Annotated in this window: 11 protein-coding genes and 1 tRNA gene; 1 reads left to right on the top strand and 11 read right to left on the bottom strand. The window is 66.7% G+C overall.

The features are described 5' to 3' along the window. From MUO23_01220 to recO, 3 genes are all read right to left on the bottom strand, one after another. A partial coding sequence (locus MUO23_01220) for a CHC2 zinc finger domain-containing protein (GenBank protein MCJ7511571.1) occupies nucleotides 1-368 on the bottom strand: 368 nt, incomplete at its 3' end. 132 nt (nucleotides 369-500) lie between these two features. After that, nucleotides 501-3,449, bottom strand: a complete 2,949-nt coding sequence (glyS, locus tag MUO23_01215; GenBank protein MCJ7511570.1) for a glycine--tRNA ligase subunit beta — start codon at nucleotides 3,447-3,449, stop codon at nucleotides 501-503. A gap of 56 nt (nucleotides 3,450-3,505) precedes the next feature. Next, on the bottom strand, nucleotides 3,506-4,270 hold the full coding sequence (recO, locus tag MUO23_01210; GenBank protein MCJ7511569.1) for a DNA repair protein RecO: 765 nt from the start codon (nucleotides 4,268-4,270) through the stop codon (nucleotides 3,506-3,508). A gap of 129 nt (nucleotides 4,271-4,399) precedes the next feature. On the opposite strand from recO, the gene MUO23_01205 reads away from it, so the two are divergent. Further along, nucleotides 4,400-5,968, top strand: a complete 1,569-nt coding sequence (locus MUO23_01205) for an LTA synthase family protein (protein MCJ7511568.1) — start codon at nucleotides 4,400-4,402, stop codon at nucleotides 5,966-5,968. 11 nt (nucleotides 5,969-5,979) lie between these two features. Here the strand turns inward: MUO23_01205 and cdd are convergent, their stop codons facing one another. The 8 genes from cdd to MUO23_01165 form a co-directional block, all read right to left on the bottom strand. Then, on the bottom strand, nucleotides 5,980-6,390 hold the full coding sequence (gene cdd, locus MUO23_01200; protein ID MCJ7511567.1) for a cytidine deaminase: 411 nt from the start codon (nucleotides 6,388-6,390) through the stop codon (nucleotides 5,980-5,982). Continuing rightward, complete coding sequence (locus tag MUO23_01195) at nucleotides 6,362-7,663, bottom strand: hemolysin family protein (GenBank protein ID MCJ7511566.1); 1,302 nt, start codon at nucleotides 7,661-7,663, stop codon at nucleotides 6,362-6,364. Before MUO23_01195 ends, cdd begins: the two co-directional genes overlap by 29 nt. Beyond that, a complete protein-coding gene (glmU, locus tag MUO23_01190; protein MCJ7511565.1) occupies nucleotides 7,656-9,011 on the bottom strand; it encodes a bifunctional UDP-N-acetylglucosamine diphosphorylase/glucosamine-1-phosphate N-acetyltransferase GlmU in 1,356 nt (451 codons plus the stop codon). The genes MUO23_01195 and glmU overlap by 8 nt, the downstream gene beginning before the upstream one ends. 178 nt (nucleotides 9,012-9,189) lie before the next feature. Further along, nucleotides 9,190-9,260: transfer RNA gene (locus tag MUO23_01185), tRNA-Gln, on the bottom strand. 147 nt (nucleotides 9,261-9,407) lie between these two features. Beyond that, nucleotides 9,408-10,439 carry a response regulator gene (locus MUO23_01180; protein MCJ7511564.1) on the bottom strand — a complete coding sequence of 344 codons (1,032 nt, stop codon included), beginning with the start codon at nucleotides 10,437-10,439 and terminating at the stop codon, nucleotides 9,408-9,410. A gap of 2 nt (nucleotides 10,440-10,441) precedes the next feature. After that, entirely contained in the window at nucleotides 10,442-11,380 is a 939-nt protein-coding gene (locus tag MUO23_01175; GenBank protein MCJ7511563.1) for an ABC transporter ATP-binding protein, read from the bottom strand. 90 nt (nucleotides 11,381-11,470) lie between these two features. After that, nucleotides 11,471-12,499 (bottom strand): ABC transporter ATP-binding protein, encoded by a 1,029-nt coding sequence (locus MUO23_01170; protein ID MCJ7511562.1) that lies wholly within the window; start codon nucleotides 12,497-12,499, stop codon nucleotides 11,471-11,473. 780 nt (nucleotides 12,500-13,279) lie between these two features. Continuing rightward, nucleotides 13,280-13,522 (bottom strand): ABC transporter permease subunit (locus MUO23_01165; GenBank protein MCJ7511561.1); only part of this gene is annotated, 243 nt, incomplete at its 5' end.

Genomic DNA, 13,522 nt, shown 5'->3' with positions numbered 1-13,522 from the left:
TAGGCGCTGGCCGCTTCCAGCAAGGATCGTAGTCGGGCATGGGTCTCCTCGTCGGCGCTCTCCCCGGCCTCGCGCTCGGGCAGCTCGACGCCGGCGCGCGCGGACAGTACTCGCAGTGCCTCCTTGAAGTCCAGGCCATCCTTCTTCATCACGAACTTGAAGACGTCACCGCCTTCGTTGCAGGCGCCGAAGCAGCGCCAGGTTCCGCTCTCCGGGAACACCACGAAGGCCGGAGTGTGGCTATTGGGATGGAAGGGACAGAAGCCGGTGTAGTTCTTTCCCGAGCGCCGCAGCTTGACGGAGCCGCCAATCACCTCGACGATGTCAAGGCGGTCCTTGATCTCTTCCGTGACGCTCCCACCGGCCATCGCTACCGGCCACCCAGCCAGACGAAGGCAAGCGGCGCCCCATCCACCTGGATGGAGCGCAGGGATTCAAAGGTGCGCCGGGCGCGGTTGAAGGTTCTATCGCACCGGCCGACCGGGAAGGGCCTCATCCTCCTAGAAGCCCTCCAGGCGCGAGAGGTCGGCGACCCCATCCGCCAGAGCGGCGACGTGCTGCAGCAAGCCCAACCGCGCCTTCCGCAGCCCGGGCTCCTCGGCCATCACCAGCACCTCATCAAAGAAGCGGGTAATGACCGGGACGAGGGGATCGAAGGCACATAGGAAATCGTCCACCGAGCCCGTCGGCCGCGGCTGAGCCTCGGCCTGCTCGACGGCCTTGAGCAGAGCGGCCTCGGCGGGCTCGCGCAGCAGCCCCGCATCGACGAGATGTTGTTCGACCTCGCCGCGCACGATCCGAACGCAGCGGGCATAGGCCTGCAGCTTGAGCGGCCAGTTTCCCTGGCGAACGGCCTCGGCCAGGCGCTCGATCGCCTGCAGAGCTGAGGCCGGATTGTGTCCTTGGGCGGCCAGGACGGCGGCGACGACGTCGTAGGGACGGCCTTCTCCGAAGAGCGACTCCTGCCGTCCGGCGATGAAGCCCAGGCAGTCTCGCCGCACGCCGTCGGAGACGGTCACCGGCATGCCTTGCCCTGCCAGCTCGAGGGCACGCCGCAGGTCGAGCGAAGTGCCGCTCTGGGTCAGCAGGTGGATCAGCCCGATCGCCGCACGGCGCAACGCGAACGGATCACGCGTCCCAGTCGGCTGCAACCCAACGGCGAACAGCCCAACCAGCGTGTCCAAACGGTCGGCAACCGCCACGGCCATCCCTGGCCGGCTGGCTGGGAGGTCGTCGTCGGCGTGGCGGGGCAGATAGTGCTCCCGGATCGCCTGGGCGACCTCGACCGGCTCGCCAGCTTGCAGGGCATACTGGGCCCCCAGCACACCCTGCAGCGAGGTCATCTCCACCACCATCTCGGTCATCAAGTCGGCTTTGCACAGGTGGGCAGCCCGCATGGCCGTGCGGCGCTCGCCCTCGGTCAATCCCAGATCCGGGGCGAGCTTCTCAACCAAGGCTTCGACCCGCTGGGTCTTGTCGAGCATCGAGCCCAGCTGGGTCTGGAAGGTCAGACGAGACAATCCCTCCCGGTAGGCCTCAAACGGGCGCTCCAGATCCCGGCGGACGAAGTAGGCGGCGTCGGCATACCGTGCTCGCAGGACGTGTTCGTTTCCCTTGACGACGGTATCGAGGCCTTGCCGGTCGCCATTGCGGACCCCCAGGAAGTGCGGCAGCAGTTCTTCGCCGCGAGTGACCGGGAAGTAGCGTTGGTGTTTCTTCATCACCGCGATCAGGACTTCCTGCGGCAGCGTGAGATGCTCACGCGCGAAACTGCCGCAGAAGACCGCCGGCGATTCCACCAGGTTGGTCACTTCGGCCAACAGACCGCCGTCCTCAGCGCACTCGCCGCCGACCTCGGCCGCCATCGCTGCCGCTTCCGCGGCGATCAGCCCCCGACGCTCCTGGGGATCGAGGATAACGCCTGCCTGCCGAAGCACGCCCAAGTAGTCCGGCGCCTGGTTCAATGCGTAGGTTTCCGGGGAGCGCAGCCTCAAGCCCCGCGTCTGGCGCCCCGACTGCAGACCGGCGTATTCGAAGGGAACGACCTGGTCGCCGTGCAGCGCCACCAGCCACCGGATCGGACGCGAGAAGGCGGCGCCGGTGGCCTCCCAGCGCATCGTTCGCTCGAACTTGAGGCCTGCGATCAGGCCAGGCAGGCGCTCGGCCAGGACCAGGGTGCTGGCGCCTCCGGCCTGGCGAACCTCGGCGACCACATAGCGGCCGCCTTCCATCTCCCGTACCTGCAGGTCCTCCACCGCAAGCCCCCGGCTTCGGGCGAATCCCTGGGCCGCCGGGGTTGGCTTGCCATCCGCCGTGAAGGCCCGCTCCGCCGGCGGACCCTTGACGGTCGTCACCTGCTCCGACTGCACCGGCGACAGGGCCTCGATCAAGACCGCCAGACGTCGCGGCGTGCCCATGACCCGGACCTCCTGATGGGCAAGGCGGGCGGTCTCCAGCAAAGTGGGCACAGCCAGCCGGAGCTGGTCGATGGCTGAGGCCAGGTCTCCTGCCGGCAGCTCTTCGGTTCCGATCTCGAGCACGAACTCCGCCGGCGCCAGCAGCTTGCCGGCCGGAGGCAACCCTGCGGCCGGTGCCGGGGCGGCGGGGGCGAGCCAGGGGAAGCCCATTGCCTGTCGCTGAGCCAGGTAGGCTTCAGCCACGCCGCGCGCCATCTCGCGCATGCGGTTGAACAGGCCGGCGCGCTCGGTCACACCGACGGCGCCGCGGGTGTCCAGCAAGTTGAACAGATGGGAGCACTGCAAGACATAGTCATGAGCCGGGAGCACCAAACCGGCAGCTAGGGCCCCATTGGCTTCCGCTTCCGCCCGCGAGAACATCTCCCACAGATTGGTGACATCGGCGATCTCGAAGTAGTAGCGGCTGTACTCTTGCTCGGAGCCCAGGTTCAGATCACCGTAGGTATGCCGCTCGTCCCATGGGATCTCGGTGAAGTGATCGAGGCCGTTGAGGGCGATCAAGATCCGTTCCAGCCCGTAGGTCATCTCGACCGACACCGGGTCGAGAACGATCCCCCCGGCCTGCTGGAAGTAGGTGAACTGGGTGATCTCTTGCCCATCCAGCCAGACTTCCCAACCCAATCCCCAGGCTCCCAGCGCCGGCTGTTCCCAGTTGTCTTCAACGAAGCGAATGTCGTGGACGGCCGGGTCAATCCCTAAATGGAGCAGCGATTGGAGATAGATCTCCTGGGGGTTTCCGGGGTCTGGCTTGAGGATGACCTGGAACTGATAGTGCCGCTGCAAGCGATTCGGGTTCTCCCCATAGCGCGCGTCGTCGGGGCGAATCGACGGCTCGACGTAGGCCACTTGCCACGGCTCCGGGCCAAGCACCCGCAGGTAGGTGGCGGGGTTCATGGTACCTGCGCCCACTTGGGTGTGGTAGGGCTGCCAGATCACACACCCCTGGTCCGCCCAGAAGTGCTGGAGATCCATGATTACATCTTGGAGAGTGCGTCGCATTCCGTCCTCGTCGTCGTGTCGCACACCGCTCAGCGGAGCTCTCGAATCTGGCGCAGGAATGCCGGGACATTCAGCCGGCGCTCGAGCAGGTGACTCAGGTACACCTGCATCAGTCGCTCGATCTCCTGCATCACCTCAGCCCTAACCCGCACTGCGGCGGAGGCGGCGTATGTGCTGCGCTGGTAGTGCCGCAGCACCCGCAGGGCGCTCAGCGAGACCGGCAGGGCATCGGCCTCTGCGCCTCCGCAGGCCGGGCACAATACCCCTCCATGCTCCGCCGAGAAGAACTGCGCCTCCGGCCGAATCCCCGTACCGCAGCCGACACAGCCGAACAGTTCCGGCCGGAATCCCGACACTTCTAGGAGCTGCAGTTCGAAATGTCGGATGGCCGGTGCGGGCTCATCCCCCCCCGAGAGTCGCTCCAGGGTGTCGGTCAGCAAGCGGTACTGGCTTCGGGTCTCTCCTTCGGCTACACTGAAGTGATCCAGCAGTTCGGCGGCATACAAGGCATAGCCGAGCCGTTCCAGATCCTCCGTCGGCAGCGGATAGGTCTGAAGCGATTGGGCTTGGGTGATGATATCGAGCTCCCTCCCTTTCGCCAGGAGGAGGTCGACTCTCGTCAGGGGTTCGAGGTGTCCGGCCTTGCGGGAGGTGGGACGCCGCACGCCCTTGGCCACCAGGCGCAGCTTGCCGTACTTCGGCGAGAATACCGTCAGCAGGCGGTCTGCCTCGCCCAGGTCCCCCCGCCGCAGAACCACCGCCTCTGTCCGGTAGACTCGCTCGCGGGCGGCCACGTCGGGATTATACCAGCCGCCCCTGCCCGAGCCCGAGACCTGCTCCGGAGGCCAGGGCGCGGCCGACGGTGGGTTACAATGGCGGGCTAGTACCTGCCCTGGCAGGTCTGCCCCCAAGCCGAGACCCGAATGCGCCGCCACATCATCCTTCACCCTTTCCTCTTCGCCCTGTATCCGGCGTTTGCCTTGTTGGCGGTCAATGTGGTCTGGGTCCCCGTAGGGGAAACCCTGCGGGCAATCCTGGCATCCCTGGCGCTATGCACGGCGCTCTTCGTGGCGCTCTGCCTCCTGCTACGCAACCCCCTCAAGGCCGGACTGATCACCAGCCTGGTGCTGGTGGCGCTTCTCAGCTACGGACAGCTGTATTCCGGGCTGCACGCCGCCGGACTCGGCGGTCTGGGTCGGCACCGCTACCTGGCGCCGCTGACCACGGCCCTGGTGGCCCTGGGCTGTGCCGCCACTCTCCGCACGCGGCGCGATCTGCACCCCTTGACCCGAGCGCTGAATCTCATCGCCGCCCTCAGCCTGGTCGTGCCGCTTTTATCGATCCTGCGTTTCGAAGCCGACCGGCTGACGTCGCCTTCGGCGGCCTTGGTGGATGTGCCCGTCCCGGGCGCGGCCTGGCTTCAGGAGGAACCGCCCCCGGATATCTACCTGATCATCCTCGACGCCTATGCTCGCGAGGATGTCCTGCACACCGTCTTCAACTACGAGAACGCGCCCACCCTCGAGGCGCTGCGAGGCCTCGGCTTCTACGTGGCCGACCGCAGCCGTGCCAACCATGCCCAGACCAGCCTGTCGCTGGCGGCGCTGCTCAACATGGACTACGTTTCTACGCTGCTGCCGCAGGCGGACCCGGACAGCGTCAACCGCGATCCGCTCTGGCAGCTGGTGCAGCATAGCCGCGTCCGGAGCGCCCTGGAGCAGTTGGGTTACTCGACGGTCGCTTTCGCCAGCGGGCTGAACGGCACCGAAATTCGGGACGCCGACCTCTTCCTGTCCCCCCGGTCGATCGAGGGCGCTCTCGGTCTACGCGGCCTGAACCCATTCGAGACCATGCTGGTGGAGGGCTCGGCCGGACGGCTGCTCACCGACTTCTCGGTCGCCTTGCCCGCCTTCCTGCCTGACCTAGACTACCCCTACCAGCTGCACCGCGATCGGATCAACTACATCTTCGACGAGCTAGCAGTTCTCCCCCAAACCCCGGGGCCCAAATTCGTGTTCGCCCATGTGATCGCGCCCCATCCGCCGTTCGTGTTCGGCCCGACCGGCGAGCCGATCGACCAGACCCAGCCGTTCACCCTGGGGGATGCCGGATCGCCGGTCAGCAACAGCGAGTACCTGGGCGCATACCGCGATCAGATCCGCTACATCGACATGCGCCTGCTTCAGGCGGTCACGGCGATCCTCAAAGAATCCGATCGGCCTCCGATCATCATCGTGCAGGCCGACCACGGCCCGGAAGGCAGGCATGCCAGCGTTTCCTACCCGCAGGAACGCATGACAATCCTGAATGCCCTCTACCTGCCAGACGGTGGGTCCGAGGCGCTGTATGACAGCCTCACCCCGGTCAACACCTTCCGGCTGATCTTCCAGCGTTATTTTCGGGGGGAGTTGGCGCTGCTGCCCGACCGGGTGCTGTACTCTCAATACCGCAAGCCGTACCGTTTCATCGATCTGTCCGACGAAGTGGAATGAGGCTCCCGGGGCTAAGGTTTCTGGAGATGGCCTGGGCCGAAGGCCTCGGGGAGCAGTTGGCTGAGCTTAGCCTGGCGCACCAACTTGCCTTTGTCGTCGGCGATCAGGACCTGCATCGCAGGCCCGAACTCTGACAGCACCTGGCGGCACGCCCCACAGGGGGAGCCGCCGTTCTGGGTGACCACGGCCACAGCCTCAAAGCTCCGCTCCCCGCTGCCGACGGCGTTGAAGACCGCACTGCGCTCGGCGCAGATCCCGGTGGGGTAGGCCGCGTTCTCCACGTTCACGCCGGTGTAGATCCTGCCGGAGGACGCCAGCAAGGCCGCCCCAACCGGATACCCCGAATACGGCGCATAGGCCCGGCGTCGGGCCCGACGGGCGCGCTCGATCAGGTCACGCTTGAGGTCTGCTGTCAGTTTCATGGGAAGGCTCCGCAGATTCTCGCCGAACGACCGTTGCCCGCACCTTGCGTATCCGCCGTCCAACGAGCTGCTCGACGGTCAGGTCCAGCCCCCCGGCCCGTAGGGTTTCCCCCTGGCTCGGGAACCGGCCGAGCTGGCTGTAGATGAACCCAGCCAGAGTCTCGGCGGTCTCATTTGTCAACTCGGCTCCGGTGAGCTGGTTGACGTCGTCCAGATCGATCCCACCGCTGAACATGAATTCCGACTGCCCGATCTGATGGTAGGCACGCTCCTCGGATCGGTCATACTCATCCCGGATCTCGCCGATGATCTCTTCGACGATGTCCTCCAGCGTCACGACTCCGGCAGTTCCGCCGTACTCATCCACGACAACCGCCATGTGCACCAGCTTGTCCTGCAGTTCCTCCAGCAGGTCGCCGGCCTTCTTGGCCTCCGGAACGAAGTACGCCGGCCGCGCCAGGTCCTTGACCGGCCGGTCCTGCTCCCCGGCCTGCCATGCGTGCAGCAGGTCTTTGATGTGCAGCACGCCCACGATCTGGTCAATCGACTCGGCATAGACCGGAACCCGAGAGTGGCCGGTGCTCATCATCTGGCGGGTGGCCTCCGCCACCGGTGTATCCTGGTCTAGCGACTGGATGTCGATCCGGGGAACCATGACCTCTCTCGCCAGCGTGTCGCCGAGCTGGAAGATGGAGTAGATCATTTCCTTCTCCTCCACCTCGATGGCGCCCCCTTCCTCTCCGGCGTCGACCAGGGTCATGATCTCCTCTTCGGTGACCAACGGGAACTGGGCCCCTCCCCGCTTGCCGGAGGCCCATCCGGCCAGAATCAGGGCGGCGGCGGAGAATGGCCGGCTGACAGTTACCACAAACCGCGCCAATCCGACCGTGCCTTGGGCCCAGGCTTCCGGCCGGCGCAGGGCCAGGTTCTCCAAGCCCCACTCCACCAGTCCCACCAGCAGACCCACAGCCGCCACGACCGCCAGCAGGCTGAGCAGACCGGCGTCCGGCTGCATCCCCTGCACGGCCAGGGTGAAGCCCAGGCCGTAGGCGAGCAGTCGCGTCAGCGCCTGCACCAGGCGGAACGCCAAGAGCAGCTCGCTGGCGTTGGCTGCCACCTGGTACGCCTGCTCCGCCTTGCGGTCGCCCCGCTGCCCGGCCTCGCGCAGGCTCGACGGCCGAGAGTTCACCATGCCGCTGCGGCTCGCGGCCAGCAGGCCGTTGAGTCCGACGGCCAGAACCAGCAGACCGGTCAACCAGGAGATCTCAGTCATCCGGGCCCAGCTTGCGGATCGTCCGCGCCGGCGCGCCGACCGCCAGGGAATGGTCGGCGACATCGCGGGTGACCACGGATCCCGCCCCGGTCACCGAACCCTGTCCGATGCGCACGGGCGCCACCAACAACGTGTCGCTTCCGATGAAAGCGCCGGCGCCGATCTCGGTCAGGTTCTTCTTGCCGTCGCGCCCGAAGTTGCAGGTGATCGTCCCGGCCCCGATGTTCGCCCCCTGGCCGATGGAGGCATCGCCGACATACGAGAAGTGCCCCATCTTGACTCCCGGCCCGAGGGTGCTGTTCTTGACCTCCCCGAAGTTTCCCAGGTGCACCCCGCGCATCAGGTGGGCGCCCGGCCGCAGACGGGCAAACGGCCCAATCTGCACGTCGTCTTCCAGAACACTGCCTTCGACGACCGAGGCCTCCACCCGGCAGCGATCTCCCACCTGCGCCTCGCGCAGAATGCTGTTTGGGCCTATCTGACAGTTGGTCCCGATCGTCGTGCTGCCCTGCAGGTGGGTGTTGGGCCAGACGACGGTGTCGCGCCCCAGGCGGACTTCGTGACCGATATACGTGGTGGCGGGATCCGTGATCGTCACCCCCTCGAGCATCCAGCCTTGGTTGATTCGCCGCTGCAGCGCTCGCTCCGCTTCGGCCAGATGTACCCGGGTGTTGATCCCGATCACCTCATCCGGGTCGTCAGGGCTGACGGTTTCGGGGCGAGCCTTTTCCGCATAGGCGGCGGCGACCAGGTCCGTCAGGTAGTATTCCCCGCTGGCGGACGGGGGCAAGGCAGGCAGATGCTCCCAAAGCCAGGCGGCCTCGAAGGCGTACAGGCCGGAATTGAACTCCATCGGTCCTGTCGCTGGGCCGGTCCATTCCGGCTCCTCGACGACGGCCCTCGGATGTCCGGCTTGATCCCTCATCACCCGGCCAAAACCGCGGGCCGCTGCCCCGTGGTGGGTGAGGAAGGCGAACGGCGCCCGGCTGTTGCGCTGCGCCTCAATCACCCGACGCATGGTCTCGGCCGCGATCAGCGGCATGTCGGCGCTGGCCACCAGCACCAGGTCGCAGCGCCCGCGCAGCATCTCTGCCGTCTGCAGCACGGCATGCCCCGTCCCTAGGCGGTCCGTCTGCACGACGTAGCGGCAGCCCTCGCCCGCCACCTGGCGCACCGGGCCTGACTCGGGGGCAACCACCACCACCGGCCAGACGCCGCTGGCGGCATGGCATGCCTCCAGGCTCCAGGCAAGCATCGGCCTGCCGCCCAGGGGGTGCAGGACTTTTGGCAGCTCGGAGCGCATGCGTGTCCCCTGGCCTGCAGCCAGGACAACCGATTCAATGTTCATGCCTCGCACCTCGCTCGCCCCGGCCGTCGGCAAGGGGCCCGCAGATTCCACAGGCGGTGTCCCGCACGGGCGGGCACCGGTTAACGGCGAGAGCGGCACTTCGTGGACGGGCGCCGCCCAAACCCGAAGTGCCGCTCTCGTTTCGTGTCACAGGGGCTTGGTCCACGCGCCCATCAGGCTGGGGCGCCAGGATTCGAACCTGGATCCACGGATCCAAAGTCCGGTGTGCTGCCTTTGCACTACGCCCCAAGGACCCCGCCTGTGGGGCGGGAGGGAGGGATTGTATCACGCACCGTGCGTCGGCCCGGCCCGGCCACGCCGGGCGTCGGTGCCAGCCCGCCGCGCGGCGGGCTGGGGGCTACGAAGGCGCCGGGAATCCTGGTCGTCCGAATGGGCTCAGGAGGAGGTCTCATCCGGCAGAAGCCCGAGCTGACGGGCCTGCTCGTAAGTCAGCTCGTCCCCGCTGGGTCCTACGCCGTCGGAGTCGTCTACCGCCTTCTCCCAGAAGCCTTCAGGGTCCTGCGACTTCGCCTTCTTGGAGGCCGCCTCCAGGTCGGGGCGGATGGCCTCCGGCGGGCGCTGGATGGCTTCTTCGGCGGCCTCCGGATCATCCGGAGGAGTGGGGATCGCTTCGCTGGTCACTTCGTTAGATACCGCCTTGAACAGGTCTCGGGTGGCTGGCTGAGCTAGGTGCAGGACCGCGCCGATCTGCCGGGCCCCCTTCCCGCCGGGAAAGGCGATCAGCAGGGCGAAGTCTGCGCCGACATTCGAGAGGAAGAAATCGTGCGTGCTGCCGGCAAAGAACTGGAACGTCCCGGGGCTGGTCGAGGAGAGCAGGGTGCTCACCTTCTGCCCGGAGGCGTAGGCGGTCACCAGAGCGGCTAGCACGCTGGTCAAATCGAAACCCAGAAGCTCGCCTGAACGGGCAACGACCTGAGCCCGCTCGTCGATCAGCAGCACCGCTTCCGCCCCAAGGTCGCGCCGCAGGCTGGCCAAGCGCTCTGCCAGGCGCGGCTTCTCCTCATCGGCGACCTGGGCTGCCTTGACCGGCTCCTCCGAGAGCTGCAGGGCGTGGGCCACTGCCTCCAGGAAGAACGAGGTGCCGATCGGCTTGCGCAGGAAGGCCACCACGCCCATCTGCTGGGCCAGCGCCTGGATCTCATCCGTCGGCTGCCCCGTGATCAGGATCGCCCGGGCATTCGGATTGAGCTGGCGCACCCGGGCCAGCAAGTCCAGGCCGGAGATCCCCGGCAGCCGCAGGTCCGTTATCAGCAGATCCACCGGTCCGCGGGCCAGCTCCAGCAGGGCCTCCTCCCCGGAGGGGGAATCCACGACGACGTAGCCTTCGCCTGAAAGCTCGAGGCTTGCTCGGAGCATGCGCGAAACCTGGCGCTGATCGTCGACCAGGAGGATGCGCGGGGATCGCATCTTCACCCCACTCGCCAGCACGCCGCCCAGTGTTCAGGGCTGACCTCCCGGAACGGAGGCTCCTGGGCGGCGCAGTGGGGAACGGCCACTGGGCAGCGCGGATGGAACCGGCAGCCACTCGGCGGGTTGACCGGGCTGGGCACGTCCCCGGGAAGCACGATCCGCTGCCTGCGGACGTGCGGATCCGGGATCGGGATCGCCGACATCAGCGCCTGGGTGTATGGATGCAGCGGATTGGCGAACAGCTCGATCCGGTCAGCCATCTCGACGATCTTGCCCAGGTACATGACTGCGACCCGGTCGGAGACATGTTCGACGACGCTCATATTGTGGGCGATGAATAGGTAGGTCAGCTCGAACTCAACCTGCAGGTCCTTGAGAATGTTGAGCACCTGGGACTGGATCGAGACGTCGAGGGCCGAGACCGGTTCGTCGGCGACGATGAACTTCGGCCTCAGGGCCAGGGCGCGGGCGATGCCGATCCGCTGGCGCTGGCCGCCGGAGAACTCGTGCGGGTAACGGCGGGCGTGATACTCCTCCAGGCCGACCTTGCGCAGCACCTCCAGCACCATTGCCTGCCGTTGGCGGGCGTTGCCGATGCGGTGGATGCGCAGTCCCTCGCCCACGGATTCTCCGATGGGCATGCGCGGGTCCAGCGAGGAGTAGGGGTCCTGGAAGATGATCTGCATGTTGCGCCGCATGGCCTTGAGTTCCCGGCCGCGCAGCGAGAAGATGTCCTGTCCGTCGAAGGTGGCGCGGCCGCCGGTCGGCTCGATCAGGCGCAGCATGGTGCGTCCGACGGTCGTCTTGCCGCAGCCGGACTCCCCTACCAGCCCCAGGGTTTCGCCCTTGCGGATGAAGAAGCTGACGTTGTCCACCGCCTGCACCCAGGCGGTGACGCGCTGCAGCACCCCGCCCCGCACCGGGAAGTACTTGACCAGGTCGTGCACCTCCACCAGGTACTTGTGGTTGAGGTCGCCCGCCGCCGGCGCCGGTTGCTCGATCACGCTGACCTGGTCCTCCCCTCAGCCCTACTTCAGAGGTGCGCTGTGCTCGTCGCTATCCTCGTACAGCCAGCAGCGCACCTCATGCCCCGCCGTGACGGTCTGCAGTTGTCCGGGTTCCTGGCGGGCGCAGATGATGTCGAGATGATACTCGATTCGCGCCCGGCAGCGAGGAGCGAAGCGGCAGCCCGGCGGCAGATCGATCAGGTTCGGCACCGACCCCGGGATCACCTCCAGGCGGTCGGTCACCTTGCCCAGCACCGGGATGGAGGCGATCAATCCCTGGGTGTACGGGTGAAGCGGCTCATCGAAAAGCGTGCGCACGTTGGAGTGCTCGACAATCCGACCGGCGTACATCACCGCCACTCGCTGAGCCATCTCCGCCACGACCCCCAGGTCGTGGGTGATCAGTATCACGGCCGTGTTCCACCGGCTCTGCAGCTCGCGCATCAGATCGAGGATCTGCGCCTGGATGGTCACGTCCAGCGCCGTCGTCGGCTCATCGGCGATCAGCAGCTGCGGGCTGAGCACCAGGCCCATGGCGATCATCACCCGCTGTGCCTGCCCGCCGGACAGCTCGTGGGGGTAGGCCTTGGCCCGGCTGGCTGCGTCCGGGATGCCCACAGCCTGCAAGATCTCGATCGTCTTCTCGCGGGCCTGCTTCTTGTCTAAATGCTGGTGGAGCTGCAGCACTTCTGAGATCTGGTCACCCACGGTGAAGACCGGGTTGAGGCTCGACTGTGGCTGCTGGAAGATCATCGAGATCCGGCTGCCACGCAGATCGACCATCTGGTCCTCGGTCAGATCGAGCAGCGATTGCCCGTCGAAGTGGATCTTCCCCCCGACGATCTGGCCCGGCGGGTCGATCAGGCGCAGGATCGACATGGCCGTGACCGATTTGCCGCATCCCGACTCGCCCACCAGCCCGAAGATCTCGCCGCGGTCGACATGGAAGTCGACGCCGTCCACGGCCTTGACCACGCCGTCATCGGTAAAGAAGTAGGTCTTCAGGTTCTGGACTTCCAGGAGTATGCCTGCTGAGTCAACCAGTGTCATGTTCGACTACCTCTCCGAGCTTCGGGCTGCCTCCAGGGCAGCTGCTACTCCTTGGCGCCTGTCGGCCATTGGGCAACTCCGCCGCCTGCCGCCAGCAGCACGATCACGTCGGCGGCTATCAACAGCCGCGCAGAAGGCTCGCCGGGGCGTTCTCCGGCCCCAACCCCTCGTCCCCCCAACGCAGCCGGTTCTCGTGCAGGACAGTAGCTTCCACGTCCCGTTACTTCCCGTCTTCGAGCGCTCCCGGTTCTAGATAGGCCTGGCCACCGAGATGTAGGCAAACAGATCGGCCTCCGTCTCTTATGTCGCCAGCATCGCCTCGCCTTTGAGGGGCGGCACCCCTCGCGGGGTGGTCCGGCGATCGGGCGGATAGTTGTGCGAATGGCACTTCGATTTCCAGCAGTCCTGATCGTCCGGATCCCACTGCGCCGGCCACTCGTCGGCCTTGCCCTTGCAGGCGATCGGCTTGGCAACGGATACAGGTCAGGCCGTAGGCGACCCAGCCCGGACGAGCTGATCCTGGAGCTCCTGCAACCGGGCGCCGCCCGCCCCATTCGACCTCGCCGGGCTGGCCTCCACCCGGATGGCCTCCGGCGTGCTTCCCTCAGCGGCGAGGTACAGCCCTACTCCCAACAGGAACAGAGTCCCTCCCGGGGATCAGCGCCCATCCAGACACCCGCAGGATATGGCCCCCGCCGACCGCCGAACGTTCGGCGGTCGGCGTGGGCGTATTGTAAGGGGAAAACCCGCCGGCCGCGCCACCGGCCGGCAGCCGTCCGGCTATTGCGTGCCTCGCAGGCGCGGGTCGAGCGCGTCGCGCAGCCCGTCGCCCAGGAAGTTGAAGGCGAACATGGTGATCGCCAGCGCCAGGGCTGGAGCAAGCACCTGGTTGGGATAGCTGCGGACAACACCCGAGCCGTCGGCGATCATCGATCCCCAGGAGGGTGTCGGCGGGTTGACACCCAGGCCGATGAACGACAGGAACGCCTCTAGGGCGATGTAGGTCGGGATGGCCAGCGTCTC

Source organism: Anaerolineales bacterium, assembly GCA_022866145.1.
Lineage (GTDB): Bacteria > Chloroflexota > Anaerolineae > Anaerolineales > E44-bin32 > PFL42.
Note: the sequence above shows the minus strand (reverse complement) of the source record. Positions and strands in the feature narration are given on the sequence as shown.